The following is a 21,633-nucleotide window of genomic DNA, read 5'->3' as shown; positions in this document are numbered from 1 at the left end:
TGGTTCGATGGTCCGGTGGACCAGCGAACGGAGCTTCGGGGCGCCATTGACGGCCTCCTGCCAGAGTTGACCGAGCTGCTGAAGCAGTTCGTCGCCATCCCGTCCATCGCCTTCCCGGATTACCCGAAGGAGAACGTGCGGCGTGCGCACGATCTGGTAGCCGATGAGTTGCGAAAATCGGGCGTGAATGACCTGCAGGTCCTGAACCTGCCCGATACCTCGCCCGTCGTGTACGGGCGGATTCCGGCGCCGCCGGGCGCGCCGACCGTACTGCTGTACGGGCATTACGACGTGCAGCCCTCGGGAGACGAAAGCCAGTGGCACACCCCGCCGTTCACGCCCACCGAGCGGGACGGCGCGATCTACGGGCGCGGGGCCGCCGACTGCAAGGCCAATGTGGTGGCCCACATCGGGGCGCTGCGGGCCTACGGCGGGAAACCGCCCGTCGGCGTCACCATTGTCATCGAGGGCCAGGAGGAGTACGGGTCGGCCTTCGACGACTACCCGGCCGAGCGGCCCGAGCTGTTCCAGGCCGACGCGCTGCTCATCTGCGATGCTGGCAATATCCGGGCGGGCACGCCCACCCTGGTCACCGCGCTGCGCGGGGTGGCGGACGTCTTCGTCGAGGTGCGCACCCTCGCCGCCCCGGTGCACTCGGGGCAGTTCGGCGGCGCCGCGCCCGATGGCCTGCTGGCGCTCATGGCCGCGCTGACGACCCTGCACGACGAGAACGGCAATGTCGCGGTGCCGGGACTGCGCCGCGACACCTGGACCGGCGCGAACTACACCGATGCCGAATTCGCCGAAATCACCGGTATGGCACCGGGAATGCCGCTGCTCGGCACCGGTCCCATCGGGGAGCGCATCTGGTACGGCCCGGCCGTCACGGTCATCGGGCTGGACGCACCGCCGACGAAAACCGCTGCCTCCGCGGTGGTTCCGTATGCCCGCGCGTACTTGAACGTGCGCGTGCATCCGGAGCAGGATCCGGCCGAGGGCCAGCGCGCGGTGATCGAGCACCTGCGGAAGGTCAAGCCCTACGGGATCGAGCTCACCGTCACCGGCGGCGATGTCGGGGCCGGATTCGCCGCTGCCACAACCGGTCCCGCGTATTCGGCCATGCGGGAGGCCATGGGCCGGGCGTGGGGTGCGGCGGCGGTCGACTCGGCCATGGGCGGGTCCATTCCGCTGACCAACTCCATGGCCGCCGCCAATCCGAAGGCCGAGGTGCTCATGCTCGGCGTCGAGGATTCCCAGTGCAATATGCACGGCTTCAACGAACGAGTCCTGGTGAGCGAGTTGGGCAGTGTGGCGCTCGCGGAGGCCGAATTCTTCCAGCTCTTCGCGGACAGGATGCGCCGGTGAGCGATGTGACGACGGTAGCGGACCAGAAACCGGCCGGGCACCGGAAGAAGCGTTCCTTCCCCTCCACCTACACCATTCTCGCGGGCGTCAGCCTGGCGGTGTGGCTGGCGGCCTTCGTGATTCCGCCGGGCGCCTACCGGACCGACGACAAGGGCCATCCGATCGCGGGGTCGTATCACCGCATCGAGGAGACCAAGAGTTTCGTCGAGCGATTGCGCGATCTGTTCCTTGCGCCCATCAATGGTCTCTACGGTGTGCAGGACGCGCAGACCGGTCAGGTCGGACCCGATATGTCCGGCGAGTTGTACGGCGCGGCAGCGGTTTTCCTGTTCGTGCTGGCGGTGGGCGCGTTCATCACGGTGGCCTTCGCGACCGGGGCGCTGGATGCCGGAATCGGGCGGCTGGCCTACAAGCTGCGCGCGAAGGCCTTCCTGCTCATTGTCGGCATCATGGTGGTCTTCGCCGTCGCGGGCACGGTGGAGGGCTTCGCGGAGGAGACACTCGGCTTCTACGCGCTGCTGGTACCGCTCACCCTGGCGCTCGGCTACGACCGCATGACCGCGGTCGGCGCCATCATCTGCGGCGCGGGTGTGGGCGTACTGTGCTCCACGGTCAACCCGTTCGCCACCGGCACCGCCTCCTCGGCGGCCGAGGTCCCCATCGGTGACGGCATCGTGCTGCGCGTCGCCATGCTGGTGGTGCTGACCGCCGTCACCGTCGGCTATGTGCTCTGGTACGCGCGCCGGGTCAAGAACGATCCGGACAAGTCCTGGTCGGGCTGGCTGCCCGGCGACCGGGATGTGAAAGCCGAAGAGCACGAACCGGATCCCATGACCACGCGGCAGATCGCGGTGCTGTGGCTGGTGGCGCTCACCTTCGCGTTCATGATCTTCGCCATCATCCCCTGGGCCTCGGTCATCAAGGGTCCGGAGGCGAAATCCTTCCCGTGGGAACTGGATTGGTTCTTCCCGGAGCTGACCGCGCTGTTCCTGGTGGGCGCGGTGGTGATCGGCCTGATCGGCGGGCTGGGCGAGGGCCGGATGTCGGAGTCCATCGGCAAGGGCTTCGGGGACTTCGTGGGCGCGGGCATCGTCATCGTGCTGGCGCGCGGGGTCACCGTCATCATGAACAACACCCAGATCACCGCCACCGTCCTGCACGCGCTGGAAGGCGTTGTCACCGGGACGTCCTCGGCCCTGTTCGCGGTCGGGATCTTCCTGGTGAACATACCGCTCGCCTTCCTCATCCCGTCCACCTCCGGGCATGCCACGCTGGCCATGCCGATCATGGCGCCGCTGGCCGATTTCGCCAATGTGCCGCGCTCGCTGGTGGTGACGGCCTGGCAGTCGGCGTCCGGGTGGGCGAACCTGGTCACGCCGACCACCGCGGTGGTCACCGGCGGCATCGCACTGGCCAAGGTGCGCTACGACCGGTACGTCAAATTCGTGGCGCCGCTCATGGCGGTGCTGTTCGTGCTGATCTGCGTCTTCCTGGCGGTAGCGGCCTGGATCGGCTGATCACGAGAGCTGCACGACGGCCGTGGCCCGCCCGAAGATCTTGCGGCCGTTGTGCAGTGCGGTGAGCGCGACGGTCGCGGTGTGCGCATCGGGATCCACGGCTTCGATCCGGCCGCTGAACTCGATGGTGCTGGGCCGATCGTCGGTCACATAGACCGGGCTGGTCATGCGCACGCTGTACTGCCGCAGCGCGCCGGGATCGCCCAGCCACGAGGTGATGAAGCCCGCGCCGTAGGCCATGGTCAGCATGCCGTGCGCCACCACCCCGCGCTCCAGGCCGAACAGGCGGGCCGCGTCGATGTGCCAGTGGATCGGGTTCGGATCCTCGGCGACCCCGGCGTAGTGCACCAGATCGCCGAGCGCCACCGTGACCGTCTGTCCGGGTAGCTCGTCCCCGGCCGTCACCGACTCCAGCGTGCGCGCGTGCGTGCTCCAGTGCGTGCCGACCGCGGGCTGCCAGGTGGACAGCTCGATGAGCCGTTCGCGCGGCGGCTGCGGGCCGCTGCGCACGATGCCCGCCAGCAGTGTGGTGGTCCCGGTGTCCGAGGCCACCTGGCCGGAGCGGGCGATGAGGCTGGTGCGGGTGGTGACCACGGCCTCGTCGAGCTGATTGGTGACCGCGATCTCGATGACCAGCAGATCGCCGCCGAAGGCCTGCCGGAACGAGTGCAGTGCGAGATTGGCGGTCAGCCGGTCGCCCACCACGATCGGGCGGTGGAATTCGTAGACCTGATCGGTCTGCACCGAGGCGGTCAAGTCGTAGCCGGTGAGAATCTCGGTCAGCGCCCGCCGGGCCATACCGCCGAGCAGGCAGGTGAAGGTCGGCGAGGCGGTGGTGGCCGCGTAGCCGAAATCCTTGGCGGCCTGATCGTTCCAGTGGATCGGGTGGAAATCCTGGACCGCCCCCGCGTACTCCCGGACCTTCTCGCGGCCCACCTCGTAGAAATCGTCGACCCGATGTCGTCGTCCGACCACCGAGCGCGCATGGGCCGCCGGATCGAATTGCGGATCGAAGCTGATATCGATGCTGCGCACGTGTCCGTCCCCTCGTTCAGGCTGCAGGGTTGTCTGCCGGCCGTCCCAATTTGAAGCGGCTGCTTGGTTATCGGGATCGATCGCCGAACCGTATCCGTGTGAGGGCTCTTCCGGGGTGGAATTCCCTCTGGTCATAGCTCTGCTCTATGAGTCCATCGACCCGAGGCCGCTACCGAACAGCTACCGATAGGCGAAAAGTAAGCGGTGACCGAATTTCCGAAGAAACCAGGACACCATGTACACCTTGCTGTTCGCGCTCATCCTGCTGTGTGCGCTGGCGGTGGTCCGCGAGTGGCCGCGCCGGTACTCCATGTCGCTGTGCGCCGCGACGCTCGCCCTCGCCGTGCTGGCCTTCCTGCCGCATGTCATCGACCACCGGTTCAGCCTCGGCCTGTAGGCCGCCCACCCAGGAGTAATGCCCCATGACCACCTTCGCGATTCCCGCCACCGAGACCGGCCGCGGCACCACCGAGCCCGCCGCCACCGGCCTGTCGCATCGGCTCGGTCTGTGGTTCGCGCACCTGTACGTGATCGGCATGTGCGCCACCCTGGCCGGTGCCTACACCTTCCAGTTCGGTCTGTGGGAGTATCCCTGCCCGATGTGCCTGTTGCAACGAATGTTCTTCCTGCTCAGCGCCATCGGACCGGTCTGGATCATTGTTCGCTCCCGCACCGGGACGGTCACCACCCGCGAATTCGCCACCGGCTGGGGCTGGGCCGCGCTCGCCGCGATCCTCGGCAGCTTCGTCTCGCTGGCCCAGGTGCTCATGCACATCGCCCCCGATGATCCCGGCTATGCCGGGGCGCTGTTCGGATTGCATCTCTACACCTGGGCTTTCATCACTTTCGTCGCCGCCGTGATGGCCGCCGGGATCATGCTTTTCCTGACACAGTTCACCGAACCGGGCGCCGCGGCCGCCACCTCCAAGGCCTTGCGCCGCGCCGCCCGGATCACCCCGGCCGTACTGATCGCCTTCGCCGCCACCAACTTCGTGGCCTGCTTCTTCCTCCAGGGCCTGCACTGGAAGATGACCGGCGATCCCACCGGCTACCAGTTCTTCTCCGATCTGGGTTGGTGAACCGCCCGCAACACCTGAACGGTCGCTACTTCAGCACGGGGATCACCTCGCGCTCGAAGAGTTCGATACCGGAGGTGTCGTAGGCGGATTCGGGGAAGTTGAAGATGCCGTAGGACAGGCCCAGATCGCGGACGCCGGAAATGCGTTCGATGATCTGCTCCGGGGTCCCGACCGCGGCGGAGGTGCGGAACATGGAGTCCACCCAGTGCTTGGCGGCATCGGCCCCGGCGACCGGGGTGAGCTGGGCGGCGAGGGCGGTGAGGCGTTCCTCCACCTCGGCCTCGGTCGCGCCGACCACGGCATTGAAATTGGCGCTGCGGGTAATGGCGCCGAAATCGGTGCCCGCATCGGCGCAGTGCCCGCGCAGCAGCTCGGACTTGCGGGCGAACTCCGCAGGATCGGCGGAGAAGTTGGTGTACTGCGCGTACTTGGCGGCAATGCGCAGCGTCACCTTCTCGCCGCCACCGGCCACCCAGATGGGAATACCGCCCTCCTGCACGGGAAGCGGCCGCACAATGGCCCCGTTGACCTGATAGTGCTTACCGTCCAGCGTGGCCGAGCCGGTGGTCCAGGCCTGCCGGAAGATCTGCACGCCCTCGTCGAGACGGGCCAGGCGCTCACCGGCGGGCGGAAAACCGTAACCGTAGGCGCGCCATTCGTGTTCGTACCAGCCCGCGCCGATGCCCATCTCGACGCGGCCGCCGGAGATGAGATCCACCGTGGCGGCGACCTTGGCCAGGTAGGCCGGATTGCGGTAGCTGATGGCGGTACACATCTGGCCGAGCCGGATGCGCGAGGTGGTGGCGGCGAAGGCCGACATGAGGGTCCACGCCTCGTGGGTGGCCTCCTCGGTCGGAACCGGCACGGTGTGGAAGTGGTCGTACACCCACAGTGATTCCCAGGCGTCGTTGTCATCGGCGCGCTGGGCGAGATCGCGCATTACGTCCCACTGCGCGGCCGGGTCGATCCCGACGAGATCGAGCCGCCAGCCCTGCGGGATGAAAATGCCGAAGCGCACGAGATTCTCCTGTCGTCCGTGATTCCCGAGCTTGTGGCTCAGGGGGTATCGGTGGTCGGGGTGGGTAGGTCGGTGGGGGAGAGCACCTTCCGCAGCGCGGTCGCGACGGCGTCGAGTTCTCCGGTGTCGAGTCTGCCCCCGAAGCGGCGTTCGATGCCTGTCGAATAGTGCGGAACGGCCTCGCGGAAGCGCCGACGGCCGTCCTCGGTAATGCTGACAAATGCCGAGCGGCCGTCGTCAGGGTTGGATCCACGGCGAACCAAACCCTGCGCCTCCAGCTCGGTCACCAGCCTGCTGACGCGGGTGCGGCTGAGCACCACCCGCTCGCCCAGATCGCTCATGCGCAAACGCTGCGGCCCATCGAGTTCCAGCAGCACGTCGTACCAGCTCAGCGGGAGTCCGGTGGCGCGGCGCAGTTCGGCGTCGAGTTCGGGGACCAGCTTGGCGTGCACCTGGAGCAGTGCGGCCCAGGCGCCGATGGCGGGATGGGATCGGTTCGGCACCCCACGATCATAGCCACTTGCGTGCGCGCGCACATAATTGATAGCGTGCGCACGCACATAAATTTCCATCGAAAGGAAAACCCATGACCGCGTTGATCACTCGCGAGGAGCTGGCCAAGGAGATCGAGGCCGGATCGGTCATCGTGCTCGATGCCCTGGGTGGCGAGTACTACGCCAAACAGCATCTGCCCGGTGCGCTCGCCCTGGTCGAGGCCGAGATGGACAGCCGGGCGGCCGAACTGCTGCCGGATCGCGACGCCGCCATCGTCACCTACTGCAGCGATGTCACGTGCCCCAACAGCCAGCACGTGGCCACCCGGCTGGAGCGGCTCGGCTACACCAATGTCCGCAAGTACCGCGAGGGCATCCGGGACTGGGCCGAGGCGGGGTTGCCGCTGGAAAGCTGACCGATTGTCCCAGGCACGTTAGGATGCAGGGCAGTTCATGATCCCCTTCGACGGGAAAGGCGCTCGACGATGAGCACGATCGAACTGACCGCACCCGACGGGCCCATCGAGGCGCTGCTGGAAGTCCCCGCCGGGAACGGGCCGTGGCCCGGTGTCGTGGTGTTGCACGACTCGACGGGGATGAGCGCCGATGTCGCCCGGACCGCCCGCAAGCTCGCCGACAACGGCTATCTGGCCATTGCCCCGGATCTGTTCTCCCGCGGTTTCGTTCGCTGTGTGCCGTCCATGCTGCGCGAGCTCATGGGCAATCGCGCGGGGCAGACCACCCGCGATATTCTCGCCGCCCGCGATCTGCTGGCCGCCGACGAGCGGTGCACCGGCCGCGTCGCCGTCGCGGGCTACTGCCTGGGCGGCGGCTTCGCACTGCTGGTGGCGCCCAAGGGCTTCGCCGCCGCCGCGCCGTTCTACCCCTCCGGCCGCGGCAATTACGAGGAGATGCTGCGCGGCTCCTGCCCGATCGTGGCCAGCTACGGACAGTACGATCCGGCCAATCCGGGGCGCGGGCGAAAACTCGAACGCGTCCTGACCGAGTACGGCATCGATCACGATGTGAAGACCTATCCCGGCGTCACCCACTCCTTCGCCAATCAGCTGCCGGTCGAACCGGTGCTGCGGGTGGCCGGGATCGGCTACAACGAGGAGGCGACCGCCGACGCCTGGTCGCGCATCTTCGCCTTCTTCGACACCCACCTGCGCCAGGGCTAGCGCCTCAGGCGCGACGGCCCCGCACGACCACCGTGAGACAGCCGATCGCGGCGACCACCAGCGCCAGGAACATGGCCGGATAGCTCGAGCCCGCGTCCTGGTGCAGCACGGCCATGATGGCGGGCAGGGCGAAGCCGAGGTAGCTGACGGCGTAGAAGACCGCGGTCAGGCCCGCCAGATCATCGGGGCGGGCCATACGCTCGATCTCCAGCAGGCCCGCGACCAGGCCGATGCCGTACCCCGCGCCCAGCAGCATGGCCGTGGCGAAGGCCAGCCACAGCGACAGCGTGGCGGAAGCCGCTGCGGCCAGCGACATTCCGATCATGACCAGGGCCAGCGTGAGCAGCGGCAGCCGGATGGTGCCGGGACGATCCAGGCGGCGCGCCATCGACTGGATGCCGAAGCCGCAACCGAGGGTCACGACGGTGATCAGGGCCGAGAAGGCAATGGGCGCACCGGCCACCTTCGGCATCATGAGCGTCGGCATGATGGCGTATGCCGTTGCCGAACAGGTGAACAGCCACAGCGCGACCGGCAGCGCGATCAGGCGGAAGCGGTGCAGCGAGACGGCGGGAATCTTGAGATCGTCCAGCAACCGGCCCGGATTCCGCTGCGGGGCCGCGGTTTCCGGCGCGCTCAGCAACCAGGCCGCGGCGGCCAGGCAGAGCGCGACATTGATCAGATAGGGCAGCGTGCCCGGCCACGGGCCCCACTGGGCGAGCACGCCCGCCACGCCCGCGCCCACGCCGAATCCGCCGGTGAGGCTCATGGCCGAGCGGCGCGCGCCGGTGCCGGAGGCGGTATCGGGCGCGAACGGCGGCGACGACAGCTCCTTGAGCCAGCTGCTGCCCACCGCCATGGCCAGGCCGAGCGCCACGCCGCAGAGCACGCGGCCCGTGGAAAGCATGGGCACGGAGGCGGATCCGAAGGCCAGCAGCAGCGATCCGGCGGCGGCGACCAGCGGGGCCGGGCGCATGAGCGGGCGGCGGCCTTAGCGATCCGAGAGCGGACCGCCGATCAGCAGCGCCGGAATGATGCCCAGCACGTACTCGAACAGCAGCAGATCCACGGTGGCCAGCGGCAGTCCGTCGCGTTTGTACATGACCAGCAGCGGCGTGAATTCGTTTCCGCCCCAGGCGATCGCGAAGATGGCGGTGGACACCGCCAGCCAGGCGCGGGTGGTCGTGCGGGTTCCGGTCGCCGGGCTGCCGGCAACGGCCAGGGTGGCCATTACAGTCCTCTCAATTGCACGCCGTGCACATGCGTCAGATGCTCGGCCAGGGCGGTCGCGAAACCGGTGGCGTCCCCGGCCTCGATCAGATCCGCCAGGCGGGTGTGCTGGTCGATGATGCGCGCGGTGTCGCTGGCGCCGTGCCGCAGCGCGACGCTGTTCATGCGCCGCTGTCGTTCCCGCAGTGAGTCGTAGAACCCGGCCAGCAGCGGATTGCCCGCGGCCACCACGAACTCGCGATGGAAATCGGCGTCCACCACCGCGAACTCGTCGAGGTCACTCGCGGCGGCCAGGGTGCGCTGTTTGTCGAGCGAGACGCGCAGCGCCTTCATGGCCGCGGTCCGATCGGTCTCCGCCAGCGCGCGCACCGCGCCCGTCTCCACCACGTACCGCGCCTGGGTCACGTGCTCGGCCTCGTGCGAGGGCACCGGGACCACCAGCGCGCCGCGCTTGGGGTAGAGCTTCATCCAGCCCTCGGTCTCCAGCCGCAGGAAGGCCTCCCGCACCGGGGTCCGCGAGGTGCCCAGCGCCTCGGCGATCTCGCCCTCGCTGATCAGTTCGCCCCCGGGCAGCGCCCCGCTCAGAATGCGTTCCTTGACCTCGCGATAGGCGCGCTCGGCGGCTGAATACGTCTTAGACACAAGTTGCATCCTAGGCACAGACCACGTGGTATTTGCCGGGCTGTGGCTGGGCTCACCCCGGGCGGAAACTGCGGTAACCTGCCCGCACTTGCGTCGGGCACCGGGTTCCGACGATGATTCTCCCTACTGTCGTGATGCCAATACGTGAAAGACATGGAGGTCCGCATGACCACTGAAGCCGCCCCGCCACTGCACGAGATCATCAACGGCGCGATGGAAGCCACCATCCCGGTTGTGCACAATATGGGCGTCAAGGCGACCGAGGTGCGGCCCGGCTACGCGGCCACCACGGTGCCCGCCGAAGGCAATGGCAATCACTTCGGCGTCATGTACGCGGGCGTCCTGTTCACCGTCGCGGAGGTGCTCGGCGGCGCACTGGCCATTGCCAGCTTCGATACCGCCAAGTTCTTCCCGCTGGTCAAGGATCTGCGCATCTCCTTCCGCAAGCCCGCCGCCACCGATGTGAAGGCCGAGGCCTCGCTCACGCCGGAGGAGATCGCCCGCATTGCCGCCGAGGCCGACGAGAAGGGCAAGTCCGACTTCGTCCTGAAGGCCGTCGTCACCGACGCCAATGGCGTGGTCGTCGCCGAGACCGAGGGCCTGTACCAGCTGCGCGCCCACGGCAAGTAACAACGGGCCATAGATACAGCCGAGGCCCGGGATGGACCCGGGCCTCGCGCTCAGCCGATCGGCAGTTGCGGTACCTGAACCTGCGGCACCTGCAACTGGGGCACCGTGGGCAGTTGCTGCAGCGAATCCGGCGTCACCGGGCTGAGCACGATCCGCCCCGTGCACCCGGTTCCCGCACTGCCCGGCCATTCCGGCGAGGACACCTTGAAGTTCATGACCCCCGGTCCCGGCACCCCGAGATCCACCGAGGTGGTCACCGGCCGGTAGGTGTCCGGCAGGGCCACCGCATTGCCGGGCAGCTCGATGACGGCCCCGTCGGTGAAGTTGTCCGAGGTGGTGATCTCCAGCGTGGTCGGCACCCCGGACCTGGCCAGCAGCGTGGTCTTCCCGCACCTGCCCTTGGCGAAGTCCAGCGCGATCTTCTGCGCCGGTTCGGTCGCGGCGGCCCCGGGCGCGAGGAACGCACCCGCCAGGCCGAGCGCGGAGACGGTCAGGGTGGCGCGGTGGACGTAGCGCTTCGACACGGTATTCACGAGCAGCAAACCCCTCTCCAGTGGTCACGGATGCCCCCCGATCGCCGACATCATGCCGTGGAAGGGGCCCCGGCACACCGGAGACGCGCGGGAGAGATCAGCAGACGTTGTCGCGCAGGCAGGCGAGCAGCAGCAGGGTGACATCGGCCTTGGGCGGCGCGGTGGTGCGCGGCTGGGCGGCCAGCGGGATCTGCGGGAAGTCGGCGACGGTGGCCGCGCCGAGCTCGGTGGCCGAGCGGAAACCGTAACGCTTCCAGGCGATCTGCTGGATCTGCGGGTCCTGTAGCGCGGTAATGAGCTGCTGTGCTTCGGCGGTCAGGGCCAGAATCGGATTGCTGTTGAAGATGGTCTGGTCCGGATAGAGCAGGCGGGTGCCCGCGAGCAGCGCGTCGGTGGCCTGCTTGTTGTCGCGATAGGCCGAGAGCTGTTGCAGGACCTGGTTCTCGTAACCGGCGTAGAGCGAACTCGCGCCCTGGATCAGCCATTCCCGGAAGCCGCCGTCGGAGCTCTCCGATTGCAGGCCCTGGGCATCGTAGAGGCCGCGCACCGTCGGGAGGCCGGTCCTGGCCTCGGCCAGCGTGGGCGGTTGGAAGATATCGCCGGAGGCGACAATGGTGAGTTCCAGTTGCGCCAGGGTGAAACCGGAGTTCGAGGTCTGGGGATCGGTGCTGGTGATGCGGATCGGACCGGCCAGGTTCTGCGCGCCGAGCGTCTCCCATTTCGCCTTGGGCAGTACGTAATCCAGCAGCAGCCGCTTGAGATCGATGATGTAGTACGAGTTGTCGCGCTGAGCGATGATGCCCGCGCGCAGCAGCGCGTCGGTGGCGGCCGGGCCCGCGTAGACGACCTCGGGGGATTCCAGCACGGATTCGGCCCGGTAGTCCGGGAAGTCGGCGGTGTCGTGGGTCTGCTCGAAGACGCTGCGGGCGCTGGCCGAGGACGGCCAGAGGCAGCCGATCTGCTGGCCGCGCAGCTGGTCGGTGGGGATCTGCACCAGATCGTAGGAGCCGTGCTTGTCGAAGCGGACCTCCAGGCGGTACTTGTCGCGCAGGATCTGCTGCACCTCGGCATCGGCCATGAGCGAGGACTTCTCGGAGCCGCCCAGGCAGGTCAGCCTGGTGACGGCGACCGGGGGTTCATTGGCGTCCCGGATCACCACGACACCTACGGCGATCGCGACCGCGGCCAGCACGACCGCGATGAGCAGGGGCAGGCGAGAGCGGTTCATCGGTCCTCGATCCGGGGCAGCGGTGGGGGAGAGAGCAATTCCAGATGCGCCAGCGCGGTGAAGAACGACTCCATATTCGCGCCGCGCACCTGTTCGGCGCTGTGCTCGGCGAACGCCTCGAAACCGGTGAGCACCTGGCGGCTGTGCGCGAGCAGCGCCGCGGCGTCGTGATAGCGCCCGGGCCGGTTCTGGATCTCCAGGTACCGCTCGAGTACGGCTTCGACGCTGCCGAGGTAGTCGTCCAGTGCGCGGTAGGTCGTGGAAAGACTTGCGGGATCGACGGTTTCGGTGCGGGACAACAGGACCGGCACGGTATCGCAGGCGCGCAGCAGCGAGGCGCGGGTGTGCACATCGGTGACCTGACCGGCGAGATAGGCCACCCGAGCGTTGGACTTCTGCACGCGTCTCTGCAGCGCGCGGCGGGCCCGTGCGGCCGAGATCGACTGTCCGGCACTCGAAACGATCACCGCCGCGCCCGCCGCGACGAGGGCCGCGCCCAGGGCGGAGCCCAGTACCGCGTAGAGCCCGAGGAACGAGGCGGCGAGCACGACCAGGGCCGCGATCAGGACGGAATTGCTGGGCAAGCGGGCTCCTACCGGTACCCGGTGGCCTGGCGCAGGGCCGCGACCATATCGTCGGAGGTGAAGTACGAACCGCCGGTGCGTTCGGCGATCTGTTGCAGCGCATCGGCATTGGTGGCCTTGCCGAAACCGATGGCGACCACCGGAACGCCCGCGCTGGCAATGGCGTTCACGCTGCCGCCCTCGGTGTCCTGGCCGTCGGTCATGAGGATGACGAGCCGCTTGCGATCCACATCGGCGATGCCGGAGAACTGGCGGGCCGCCGCGTCCAGGCAGCGGTAGATGCCGGTCTCGCCGCCGGGGCTGCTGTCGCGCACGGTAGTGCGCAGGGTCCGCAGGGTCTGGTCGGAATTGCCGCGCAGCCAGGATATTCCGGAGGCGCTGTCATTGAACAGCAGGACCGCGGTCTGATCCCGGGGGGCCGGTCTGCAGCAGGTATTTCTTGGATTCGGCCGGATCGAACAGCAGATCGGCGGCCCGCAGCACCCCGTCCCAGCCGCCATTGTCGCCCATGCTGCCGGAGGCGTCGATGCAGTAGACGAGATCGGTCGGCGTGCGGTACTCGGTCTGGTACTTGTCCAGGGCCGCTTCGATGACCGCGCTGGCGGGGAAGGTGATGGGCTGCCCGGCCAGGGTGGATTGAATGCCCCAGTCCGGGTTGAAGACGGCCCGCGGGGCATCGGGCAGGGACAGGCCGATGCTGGTGATGGGCCGTCGACCCAGCTCGGTCAGCCGCTTCTGGGTGTCGGCCGAGAGCAGGAACTCCTGCAATTTCTGGAAGTTGCGCAGCTTGTCCGGATTGTCGCCGTGCGGGAGGAAGCCCAGCGGTGCGTCCGAAATGGCGAGCACGCCTTTGGGATACACCACCTCGAGCGGCTCCTGGCCCGCCGCGACCAGCTCCTTGTTGCGCTCGATCACCAGATCCTCGTAGGTGAACATCGTCTTGCACTCGGCGGAGGCCAGGCATTCGTCCATGAGCAGGCCGGTCGACGGCGGGGTGCGGGCGAAGGCGTGCGCGAAGCGGGTGATTCCGGTGCGCACCGGTTCGGAGTCGAGCTGCTCGCGGGTGAGCGGTACGCCGGGGCCATTGCCCGCGAAGTAGTTCAGGTAGCCGAGCAATACGGTGGCGCCCGAATTGGATTGGGTCGGATTGGTCATCCACACCGTGGTCTTCTTCGCCTCGACCGCCGCCAGGATCTCCTCGATGCCGACCTCGCGCCCGGAGAAGCCCAGCTTGTCCAGTTCCGAGCCGCGTCCGGCGTAGACCAGCGGCGTACTGAACATCGGCTGGGCCTGCGACAGCTTCTTCCCGGTGTCGCCGAGCTGCTGGAAGACGCTGCTGGCGAACCAGAACGCGTCATAGGGCGCATCCCCGCCCTGCAGAATCCGGGCCTGGTCCACCGAACCCATCTTGGTCATCGAGCAGGTCAGCTTCTGCTCCCGGCACCAGGGGCCGACGATCTGCTCGAACACCGCCTCGTGCTCGGAGCCCGCCACGAAATTCAGGACGTCGGAACTCGGGTCGTAATCGGTGATGCTGCCGGAGCCACCCTCGTCATCCCCGCCGCCGCAGCCCGCAATCAAGGACGCAACCGTGAATAATACTGCGACAAGCACTTTCGTGCGCCGGACTGGCACTTGGCGCCACCTTCCCCTCGATGACCGCAGCCTAGACAGGGCAACAGGGAGGTTGGGTGAACATTCGGTGTCCGTCGAAGGAACCCTGCGGGGTCAATGGGGGATCGGCGAATCCGAGTGCGGAATCGGCAGTAGATCAGGGCGTTTGGGGATGCGGGTGTCGCCGGAGGAGCGGCCCTGCAGCCGGTGCACCGCCCACGGCACCAAGGCGGTTGCCGCCCACTGCAACTCACCGGTGATCGTGGCCAGCATGCCGCGTTCGGACAGGGCGGGGGTGAGCGGCAGCGTCCAGGCGTCGGAACTGCCGGGCAGTCCCAGCGCGTCGGCGACGGCGTCGGCAATGAGCCGATGGCCCAGCGGACTGGCGTGCAACCGGTCCGGGCTCCACAGTCGCGGATCAGCGACCACCGGGTGATGCCCGGTCTCGGCGACGATCACGCCGTACCGATCGGCCGCGGCTCGCAGGCGCGCGTTCATGGCGTGCACGCGGCCGCGAATCGGGCGGGTGATCGGAATGATCCGCCCGGCATCGGGAAAGGTCAGCGTCACCACGGTCGCGCCCTGCGCGGTGAGGGCCGCGAACATGGCATGAATGTGCTCGATGACCTCGTCCGCGTCGAAGCCTGGCCGCAGCAGATCGTTCATACCGGCCATGACGGTGGCCAGATCCGGCCGCAGCGCCAGCGCCGCGTCCAGTTGCTGCGCCCGGATCTGGCGGGCCAGTTTGCCGCGCACCGCCAGATTGGCATAGCGCAGTTCCGGATTGACCGCGGCCAGCTGCTCGGCGAGCCGATCGGCCCAGCCGCGCAGGCCGGTCGCGTCGTCCCCGTCGCCCACGCCTTCGGTCTGACTGTCGCCCAGGGCGACATAGCGGGTGAATATCCCGTCGCACATGATGAATCGCCTTTCGGTGACTGTATCGAGCATCATCACCGATGAAACCCTCGCGCGTGGAGGGTCGTCGCCCGAAGTTCACTCCACCGCAACGCGGATGTGGCGGTCGTTCGCGATCCGGATCAGAGCGCGCGCAGCAGCTCCGCGGCCAGCGGGGCGGAGGAGGCCGGATTCTGGCCGGTGTACAGGTTCCGGTCCACCTCGATGTGCGGTGCGAACGGCGCACCCGCGCGGAAGTCGGCGCCGAGCGCCACCAAGCGGTCCTCCAGCAGCCATTGCGCCTTGTCGGCGAAGCCCGCCATGGTCTCTTCGGCATTGGTGAAGCCGGTCACCCGGTAGCCCGCGAAAGGGGACTCGCCCGCGGCGTCGGCGGTGGCCAGCAGGGCGGCCGGGGCGTGGCAGACGACGCCGAGCGGTTTGCCCGAAGCCAGTGCGGCAGTCAGCAATCGGCCGGAGTCGGCATTCACCGACAGGTCCTCCATGGGGCCGTGGCCGCCCGGATAGTAGACCGCGTCGTAGTCGGCGAGATCCACCTCGTCGAGTCGCACCGGATTGTTCAATTCGACTGCCTTGCGGAGTGTTTCGGCGATCCTGTCGGCGCCCTCCGGGCCGCCGTTGGCCTCGGGGGCCAGGCTGCCGCGATCGATCGCGGGCGCCACGCCGCCCGGCGTCGCGACCACGATCTCGTGTCCGGCGGCCGTGAACGCCTCGTACGGTGCGGCGAACTCTTCGGCCCAGTACCCGGTCGGGTGCTTGGTGCCGTCGGCGAGCGTCCAGTAGTCGACGCCGGTCATGACGAACAGGATTCGCGCCATGCGATTCTCCTCGGATGGGAAGTCGGGGTACCGGCAGCCAACGGTAGGATGGGCCGGATCGGATTGCCAATAGACTCGGCTATATGAGATACAGACAAACCGATGGCACCTTGGATTTGTCGCAGCTCCGCACCTTCCTGGCCGTCTATCGGGCCGGATCCCTCACCGCGGGTGCGACCGCCGTCGGCCTGTCCCAGCCCACCGTGACCACCCAGCTCCAGGCCCTCGAACGGCGCCTGGGCGGCCCGCTCTTCGAACGCCTGCCGCGCGGCGTGGCCCCCACCGCCGCGGCGCACGCCCTCGCCGCCCGCGTCGCCGACCCCCTCGATGCGCTGGCGACCGTCGTCATGACGGCTCCCGCCGCAGCCGCCGCCGAACCTCCCGTTCTGCTGGGCGGCCCGGTCGAATTGCTCGCCGCCCTGGTGCTGCCCGCGCTGGCCCCGCAGATCGACCGGGGCATCCGCCTCACCGTCGCCACCGGCCTGGCCGACGATCTCCTCGCCGATCTCCGCGTCGGCAAACTCGACCTGGTCCTGTCCACCATTCGCCCGCGCGGTCGCGCGGTGCTGGCCGAACCGCTCGCGGATGAGGAATTCGTCCTGGTGGCCGCCCCGGACGTGGCCGCCCGCACCGACGTCGATCGCCTGCGCGCCAATGACTTCACCGGTGTGCCGCTCATCAGCTACGCCCCCGATCTGCCGATCCTGCGCCGCTATTGGCGCCACGTCTTCGAAACCCGGCTGGAAACCGAACCTGCCCTGGTCATTCCGGACCTGCGCGCCGTGCTCGCCGCCGTGGTCGCCGGTGCGGGCCTGTCCGTCCTCCCGCGCTACCTGTGCTCCCGCGAGCTCTCCGCGGGCGCCGTCGTCACCCTGCTCGACCCGGACGACGCCCCCATCAACACCATCCACCTGGCCCGCCGTGTCGGCGGCCCGGCGCGCCCGCACGTCGAGGCGGTCGGCGCCCGGCTGCGCGAGGTCGCCGCGGGCTGGCGGGCCTGCGACCACTGACCGTCGCTCCGGATGTGATGTGCGACACCCGCTTCGGTTGCGGCGTTGACCTGAACAATTGTTGAGGTTTCAAGATGGACTCACACGAACTTCACAGCTTCGACTCAGGAGGTCATCATGACGACCGCGACCCACATCACCGCCCGCACCGCCCGCAGCGCTTTCAGCATCCCCGCGCTGAACCGACCGGTCGCCGTGCTCGGCGCGGTCGCCGCCGCCGTCCTGCTCAACCTGATCGTCTGGCTGATCGGCGCAGCGGCGGGCGGCACCTTCGAAATAAGCAATGCCGGTCAGGTGCAGGACGTCGCCCCCGGCGGCATCGTGACCCTCACCGTCGTCCCCTTGCTGATCGGCCTGACCGCCGCAGCACTGTTGTCCTACAAGTGGATCGCCGTCCTCCGCCTGGCCGCCCTCATCGGCTCGGTCCTCGCCGTCGGCACCATCGCCCTGACCCTGAGCACGAACTTTGACACCCCCTCCAAGATCGCCCTGTCGGTGACCCACCTGACCCTGGTCCCCGCCCTGGTCATCGCCACCGAAGGAATCCGCCGCAACCTGCTCGACCGCTGACCGACTCGAGCACTGACCGACCGAAAGGGCCCGCATCCCAAGGGATGCGGGCCCTTTCGGTCGGTGCGGTACCGTTTCGGGCCATTACGCAAGATCGGAGTGGGAGTGCTGGGTGGCTGGTAGACAGAGAGATCCGTACATGGGCCTGGAGCCGGTGGAGATGAACGAGAGCCTGCGACTCGGTTTGTACGCCTTTCGCACGGTGCGCAAAGTGACCCAGCAGGAACTTGCCGACGCGCTGCACATCAGCGTGAGCACGCTCAGAAAATACGAGAACGGGCGACTCGGAATCCCGAACTCCATCATCGTGAATATTCTTCTGTACTTGAAGATTCCGCGGATCCTCATCCCCAGGATTCCGTGGCTGATACTGGGGCCCGATCTCTACACCTACGAGGCCGGTAGCTGGCCGGGCGAGCTCACCGAGGCCGACCTGGTATTGCTCGAGATCCAGGCGCAGCCCTCGCTGTACAACACCTTTCCGGGCCTGGACATCCTCGCCGCCAGTTCGCGGATGCTCGAGTACGCGGAGTTCCTGCGCCCGGCGCCACCGGGCGCGGACCGGCCGGTCAATCTGCTGGAGGAGGTGGTCACCAATCCGGCCGCCAAGGAGGTCTTCGGAGACTCGTGGGCGGTCGTCGCCGGTGGGCTGGCATTGACCTTCCGAACGATGGGCGCGGGATTGCTGCCTCCGGCGCGAATGACGGAAGTGCTCACGAACTGCTCGGCCAACCCCGAGTTCGAGAGGCTGCTCGCGATCGAGGAGCTCACGGATGACTCCTTCACGGCGAGCAGCGTGACTCTGCGCGTTCCCGAATCCGGGGAGTACAAGCTGCACGAGATCATCGGAAGCGGGCAGGACTTTCCGGCCCAGGGCTGGAAGATGACCAGTTTCGTGCGGGTCGAACCCTAGAAATCTAGCCGTACTTGTAGAAGCCTTCTCCGGTGGCGATGCCGAGCTTGCCCTTGTCGATGTAGTTGTCTTTCAACCACTTCGCGAGCTTTTTGCTGTTCTCGTCGCTGTTGGCGAGGATGTTGTACGGGGTGTTGAGGCCGATTACGTCGAGGATTTGGAAGGGGCCGAAGGGGGCGCCGGTGCCTATGCGCCAGGTTTTGTCGACCGCTTCGGGGGTGGCGTAGCCGCCCTCGCCCAGTTCCATGGCTGCGTGGAGGAGGGGCACCAAGAGTGAGTTGAGGACGTATCCTGCTTTCTCCTTGTGGATTTCGATGGGGACTATGTTGATGGCGGAGGCGAAGGTGACGACGGCTTGGAATACGCCCGGGTCGGTTTCGGGGGTGCCCATGATCTCGGCGGTGTTGAACTTCCAGACCTGATTGGCGAAGTGTAGGGCGAGGAATCGGTCGGGGCGGCCGGTGTAGTCCTTCATGGCGCTGGGGAGCAGGGTGGAGGAGTTGGAGGCGAAGATGGTCTTCTCGGGGGCTGTCTTGGCGAGCTCGGTGTAGAGCTGCTCCTTGATGGTGAGTACCTCCGGCACCGCCTCGATCACCAGATCGGCATCGCGAACCGCTTCGGCCAGATCGGAAGTCAGCGTGATCTCCGCGGCGGTCTGCTCCGCTTTGCCGTCGCCCGCGCCTTCGACCTCTTTCTCGTAGACGGCCGCGAGGTTCTCGAATCGCTTCCGCGCCTCCTTCAGCGCCTCCTCGCTGATGTCGTAGGCGGTGACCTCGAAACCGCTGAACGCGGTCTGGAAGGCGATCTGCGAACCCAGGACTCCGGTTCCGAGGACGGTCACGGTGCGAATGGTCATGCTTTTCTCCTGTTCTCGAGCGAAGCGAAGAACCCGGCCACGATCTGGGTGATCTGTGCGCGTAGGTCGTCGAGGGCATTGTGGCCCGGATGCGCGCCGGTGGCAGGCTGGACGACGGCCAGTTGCAGCACCGCGAAAACACTGCGCCCGGCCAGCCGCGCCTGACTGTCGAGCCGGGGTGAATCGAGCCGCCGGGCCCGGGCGTCGAGGGCCAGCCGCTCGGCGAGCACGGCCTCCAGCCGGGCCACCAGCGCGAGCCCTTCCGAGCGGTACTTGTCGGTCGGCGATCCGAACAGCAATTCTCGTTGATACACAACGGTATTCGTGGGATGCCGGTTCGCGGCCTCGGCGATCGGTCCGGTCACGGCGAGAATGGCCTTGATCGGATCCCGCTGCGCTCGCGCCTCGCGCTCGCCGCGTTCCAGGGCCGCGCGGAAGTCCTCGTTGTAGACCATGAGCAGCAGTTCGCCCTTGGAGGCGGCGTATCGGAACAGCGTCCCGGCGGCGATATCCGCGCGGTCGGAGATCTGTTGTGTTGTGACACTATCGAATCCGCGCTCAGCAAACAGCGTCGCCGCCGCCTCGAAAATCCGCGACTGCTTATCGTGCATATTCCGCAAGCGTCGGCCGACCTGCGCCGACGTGGGCGGTGTGGTCATCGGACACCTCCAGACCCACGGCTGGTAAATGATTAGGCTCAGTAATGAGCGTACTCCCAGTTATCAAACCCGCAACCCCCTATTCCGGGCGGGGGGTCGTGGCACGCATTCGTTAACGAGGCTAACCTTGAGAGCGGGACAATTACGGCGCTCCCCGTCATGGAAGCCGAGCCTAGCCGCTGCGCAAGCCACCCACGTCCACGGACTCGTGTTCGAAAGGCATTGGAAAACAACAGTTTTGGAGATCGACCGATTATGGCAACGCGTACGGTACCCGCAGCAACCTTCCATCCCCGACCCTCCGCCGCCCCCGATACCTGGCACCCCGGATCCCTGTGGTGGGACGCCAAATCCGTCCTGGTGACACGCCCGATCGCCCCCGGCAGTATTGCCACCACCCCGCACCTGGTGCTCCCCGCCGATCACGGCCGCCTGGCCTTCCTGCTCTCCTCGCACGGCGCAGAGGCCGAGGAGCTGGCGTTCGACGGCCGCGTGGTGATCCAGGCCGGTGATTGGCGCGGCCGCCCGGCCCTCGGCTCCCGCCAGCACTACGGCACCGCCCGCATTGTCGGCGACCCCTACCTGGCCGAACGGATCCACGAGGGCATGCGCATCAAATACGGCGCGCGAACCGCCCTGGCGCGCATGGTCCACCGCCTCGCCAATGGCTCCGTCTCCTACGGCGATCTGGTCGCGCTGGTCGAACTGCACCCGCCCCGCCCGCTCATGATCGGCCCGTAACCGGCTGCCCGGTCAGTCCGAGCTCAGCCGTTCCCGGACTTTCTCCGCGCGCCGTTCGATGCCCGCCAGATGCCGGTCGGCGCGGCGGAGCACATCCCGCGCCGCCCGTTCGGCGGCCACGCTGAAGCGCCGCCGTTCCTCGGCCTGGTCCAGCTCCTCGCGCAGCCACGCTATGCGGGATTCGAGTTCGGCCAGATCGGCGGCGGCGCGGTCGTGCTCGGCGGCCGCCGAAGCCCGCTCGGCGCGGGCGGATTCGACCTCGGCGAGTGTCTCCTCGAGGTCCCGCCGCACCGCGGCCTCCGCGTCCGGTGCGGCCTGTCCGGCGCGAGCGGAGCCCGCGGTCCGGCGGGCCTCGGCGGTGGCGTCGCGCCGCTGGTCAGCGGCTTCCGATGCCCCGGAATCGGTTTCGCCGGAGCCGTCGGTCCCGCCGCCCGCCACGGCGACCAGGGCGGCCGGACCGAAGCCCTCGTAGCTGGCGGCCGCGGTCAGCGTCCCGGTGCGAACCTCCTCGGCCACCGCCTGATCGGCCAGCGCGGCCTGCAAGGTGCCGCCGACATCCCGCAGCACCGATTCCGACAGCCTCTGCCCCCGCGCCGCCGCCAGCTCACCGGCCTTCCTGGTCAGCGCATTGACCACCTGCTGCCGCTGGGTAGTGAGCGCCCGCAGCTGCTCTCCCGACAGCCGCCGCTGCGCCTCCCGCAATGTGTCCCCGACACTCAGCAGCGCCTCGACATCCTCCGCCGCCTCCCGCGCCAGCAGATTCACCGCCCACGCCGCCACGGTCGGCCGCCGCAACTTCCCGATGGCAGCGGCCAGCTCCTTGTCCCCGCCGTCTCGCGCCTGCCGCACCCGCTCGCCGCGCACCGCCACGAACTCCGCGGGCGGGACCCCGTACAGCTCGTCCGCGACGTCCTCGAGCCTCATACCGACCCACCCTACGAGTGCTGTCCCCGACATGTGCGCCGCACACTCCGTCCGCGTTCCGCACACGCCGTTCGCGCGGT

General features: G+C 68.0%; 25 protein-coding genes and 1 pseudogene. 11 read left to right on the top strand and 15 right to left on the bottom strand.

The features are described 5' to 3' along the window. Nucleotides 1–15: 15 nt before the first annotated feature. Together NC4_RS18490 and NC4_RS18485 are read left to right on the top strand one after the other, a co-directional pair. Complete coding sequence (locus tag NC4_RS18490; protein WP_067539703.1) at nucleotides 16–1,365, top strand: M20/M25/M40 family metallo-hydrolase; 1,350 nt, start codon at nucleotides 16–18, stop codon at nucleotides 1,363–1,365. Beyond that, the gene (locus NC4_RS18485; protein ID WP_218021210.1) at nucleotides 1,362–2,882 is read left to right on the top strand and encodes a YfcC family protein; all 1,521 of its coding nucleotides are present in this window, start codon (nucleotides 1,362–1,364) and stop codon (nucleotides 2,880–2,882) included. The genes NC4_RS18490 and NC4_RS18485 overlap by 4 nt, the downstream gene beginning before the upstream one ends. Here NC4_RS18485 and NC4_RS18480 read toward each other — a convergent pair whose 3' ends face one another. Beyond that, complete coding sequence (locus NC4_RS18480; protein WP_067539698.1) at nucleotides 2,883–3,917, bottom strand: fused (3R)-hydroxyacyl-ACP dehydratase subunits HadA/HadB; 1,035 nt, start codon at nucleotides 3,915–3,917, stop codon at nucleotides 2,883–2,885. Between the two features lie 235 nt (nucleotides 3,918–4,152). On the opposite strand from NC4_RS18480, the gene NC4_RS40310 reads away from it, so the two are divergent. Both NC4_RS40310 and NC4_RS18475 read left to right on the top strand, forming a co-directional pair. Next, the gene (locus NC4_RS40310; protein WP_157554858.1) at nucleotides 4,153–4,314 is read left to right on the top strand and encodes a hypothetical protein; all 162 of its coding nucleotides are present in this window, start codon (nucleotides 4,153–4,155) and stop codon (nucleotides 4,312–4,314) included. 25 nt (nucleotides 4,315–4,339) lie between these two features. Next, a complete protein-coding gene (locus tag NC4_RS18475) occupies nucleotides 4,340–4,996 on the top strand; it encodes a disulfide bond formation protein B (RefSeq protein ID WP_067539695.1) in 657 nt (218 codons plus the stop codon). Between the two features lie 25 nt (nucleotides 4,997–5,021). On the opposite strand, the gene NC4_RS18470 is transcribed toward NC4_RS18475, so the two are convergent. Continuing rightward, nucleotides 5,022–6,014: an LLM class F420-dependent oxidoreductase gene (locus tag NC4_RS18470; RefSeq protein WP_067539692.1), complete on the bottom strand. Its 993-nt coding sequence runs from the start codon at nucleotides 6,012–6,014 to the stop codon at nucleotides 5,022–5,024. Nucleotides 6,015–6,052: 38 nt separating this feature from the next. Continuing rightward, the gene (locus NC4_RS18465) at nucleotides 6,053–6,517 is read right to left on the bottom strand and encodes a MarR family winged helix-turn-helix transcriptional regulator (RefSeq protein WP_067539969.1); all 465 of its coding nucleotides are present in this window, start codon (nucleotides 6,515–6,517) and stop codon (nucleotides 6,053–6,055) included. Between the two features lie 83 nt (nucleotides 6,518–6,600). Between NC4_RS18465 and NC4_RS18460 the strand changes: the two genes are divergently transcribed. Together NC4_RS18460 and NC4_RS18455 are read left to right on the top strand one after the other, a co-directional pair. Beyond that, nucleotides 6,601–6,924: a rhodanese-like domain-containing protein gene (locus NC4_RS18460; RefSeq protein WP_067539691.1), complete on the top strand. Its 324-nt coding sequence runs from the start codon at nucleotides 6,601–6,603 to the stop codon at nucleotides 6,922–6,924. A 69-nt stretch (nucleotides 6,925–6,993) separates the two neighbouring features. Then, on the top strand, nucleotides 6,994–7,689 hold the full coding sequence (locus NC4_RS18455) for a dienelactone hydrolase family protein (protein ID WP_067539690.1): 696 nt from the start codon (nucleotides 6,994–6,996) through the stop codon (nucleotides 7,687–7,689). Between the two features lie 4 nt (nucleotides 7,690–7,693). Here NC4_RS18455 and NC4_RS18450 read toward each other — a convergent pair. Further along, nucleotides 7,694–8,920: pseudogene (locus NC4_RS18450) on the bottom strand (MFS transporter). Then, a complete protein-coding gene (locus NC4_RS18445; RefSeq protein ID WP_067539685.1) occupies nucleotides 8,920–9,570 on the bottom strand; it encodes a GntR family transcriptional regulator in 651 nt (216 codons plus the stop codon). Before NC4_RS18445 ends, NC4_RS18450 begins: the two are co-directional and overlap by 1 nt. A gap of 156 nt (nucleotides 9,571–9,726) precedes the next feature. Between NC4_RS18445 and NC4_RS18440 the strand changes: the two genes are divergently transcribed. Further along, nucleotides 9,727–10,191, top strand: coding sequence for a PaaI family thioesterase (locus NC4_RS18440; RefSeq protein ID WP_067539966.1), 465 nt, complete (start codon nucleotides 9,727–9,729; stop codon nucleotides 10,189–10,191). A 50-nt stretch (nucleotides 10,192–10,241) separates the two neighbouring features. On the opposite strand, the gene NC4_RS18435 is transcribed toward NC4_RS18440, so the two are convergent. From NC4_RS18435 to NC4_RS18405, 7 genes are all read right to left on the bottom strand, one after another. Next, on the bottom strand, nucleotides 10,242–10,724 hold the full coding sequence (locus NC4_RS18435) for a hypothetical protein (protein ID WP_157554856.1): 483 nt from the start codon (nucleotides 10,722–10,724) through the stop codon (nucleotides 10,242–10,244). A 97-nt stretch (nucleotides 10,725–10,821) separates the two neighbouring features. Beyond that, a complete protein-coding gene (locus tag NC4_RS18430; protein WP_067539679.1) occupies nucleotides 10,822–11,952 on the bottom strand; it encodes a hypothetical protein in 1,131 nt (376 codons plus the stop codon). Then, a complete protein-coding gene (locus NC4_RS18425; protein WP_067539677.1) occupies nucleotides 11,949–12,536 on the bottom strand; it encodes a hypothetical protein in 588 nt (195 codons plus the stop codon). The genes NC4_RS18430 and NC4_RS18425 overlap by 4 nt, the downstream gene beginning before the upstream one ends. Nucleotides 12,537–12,544: 8 nt before the next feature. Continuing rightward, complete coding sequence (locus NC4_RS40305) at nucleotides 12,545–13,036, bottom strand: vWA domain-containing protein (RefSeq protein WP_169814824.1); 492 nt, start codon at nucleotides 13,034–13,036, stop codon at nucleotides 12,545–12,547. Continuing rightward, nucleotides 12,918–14,117, bottom strand: coding sequence for a substrate-binding domain-containing protein (locus NC4_RS18415; protein ID WP_067539671.1), 1,200 nt, complete (start codon nucleotides 14,115–14,117; stop codon nucleotides 12,918–12,920). Before NC4_RS18415 ends, NC4_RS40305 begins: the two co-directional genes overlap by 119 nt. A gap of 147 nt (nucleotides 14,118–14,264) precedes the next feature. Next, entirely contained in the window at nucleotides 14,265–15,065 is an 801-nt protein-coding gene (locus NC4_RS18410; RefSeq protein ID WP_067539963.1) for an SGNH/GDSL hydrolase family protein, read from the bottom strand. 122 nt (nucleotides 15,066–15,187) lie between these two features. Next, on the bottom strand, nucleotides 15,188–15,880 hold the full coding sequence (locus NC4_RS18405) for a type 1 glutamine amidotransferase domain-containing protein (protein ID WP_067539668.1): 693 nt from the start codon (nucleotides 15,878–15,880) through the stop codon (nucleotides 15,188–15,190). Nucleotides 15,881–15,963: 83 nt separating this feature from the next. On the opposite strand from NC4_RS18405, the gene NC4_RS18400 reads away from it, so the two are divergent. From NC4_RS18400 to NC4_RS18390, 3 genes are all read left to right on the top strand, one after another. After that, nucleotides 15,964–16,890: a LysR family transcriptional regulator gene (locus NC4_RS18400; protein ID WP_067539665.1), complete on the top strand. Its 927-nt coding sequence runs from the start codon at nucleotides 15,964–15,966 to the stop codon at nucleotides 16,888–16,890. 117 nt (nucleotides 16,891–17,007) lie between these two features. After that, the gene (locus NC4_RS18395; protein ID WP_084529313.1) at nucleotides 17,008–17,460 is read left to right on the top strand and encodes a DUF6069 family protein; all 453 of its coding nucleotides are present in this window, start codon (nucleotides 17,008–17,010) and stop codon (nucleotides 17,458–17,460) included. Nucleotides 17,461–17,572: 112 nt separating this feature from the next. Next, the gene (locus tag NC4_RS18390) at nucleotides 17,573–18,373 is read left to right on the top strand and encodes a helix-turn-helix domain-containing protein (protein ID WP_157554852.1); all 801 of its coding nucleotides are present in this window, start codon (nucleotides 17,573–17,575) and stop codon (nucleotides 18,371–18,373) included. A 4-nt stretch (nucleotides 18,374–18,377) separates the two neighbouring features. Here NC4_RS18390 and NC4_RS18385 read toward each other — a convergent pair whose 3' ends face one another. Both NC4_RS18385 and NC4_RS18380 read right to left on the bottom strand, forming a co-directional pair. Beyond that, entirely contained in the window at nucleotides 18,378–19,229 is an 852-nt protein-coding gene (locus NC4_RS18385; protein ID WP_067539658.1) for a 3-hydroxyacyl-CoA dehydrogenase, read from the bottom strand. Next, nucleotides 19,226–19,888, bottom strand: a complete 663-nt coding sequence (locus NC4_RS18380) for a TetR/AcrR family transcriptional regulator (RefSeq protein ID WP_245721764.1) — start codon at nucleotides 19,886–19,888, stop codon at nucleotides 19,226–19,228. Before NC4_RS18380 ends, NC4_RS18385 begins: the two co-directional genes overlap by 4 nt. Before the next feature lie 255 nt (nucleotides 19,889–20,143). Here NC4_RS18380 and NC4_RS18375 point away from each other — a divergent pair, with 255 nt between their 5' ends. Further along, nucleotides 20,144–20,629: a hypothetical protein gene (locus tag NC4_RS18375; RefSeq protein ID WP_067539655.1), complete on the top strand. Its 486-nt coding sequence runs from the start codon at nucleotides 20,144–20,146 to the stop codon at nucleotides 20,627–20,629. Nucleotides 20,630–20,641: 12 nt separating this feature from the next. On the opposite strand, the gene NC4_RS18370 is transcribed toward NC4_RS18375, so the two are convergent. Next, nucleotides 20,642–21,553, bottom strand: a complete 912-nt coding sequence (locus NC4_RS18370; RefSeq protein ID WP_067539653.1) for a hypothetical protein — start codon at nucleotides 21,551–21,553, stop codon at nucleotides 20,642–20,644. Between the last annotated feature and the right edge of the window lie 80 nt (nucleotides 21,554–21,633).

It is taken from the genome of Nocardia crassostreae (genome assembly GCF_001613405.1).
Classification (GTDB): domain Bacteria; phylum Actinomycetota; class Actinomycetes; order Mycobacteriales; family Mycobacteriaceae; genus Nocardia; species Nocardia crassostreae.
This window is presented reverse-complemented; position numbering and strand designations above follow the sequence as displayed.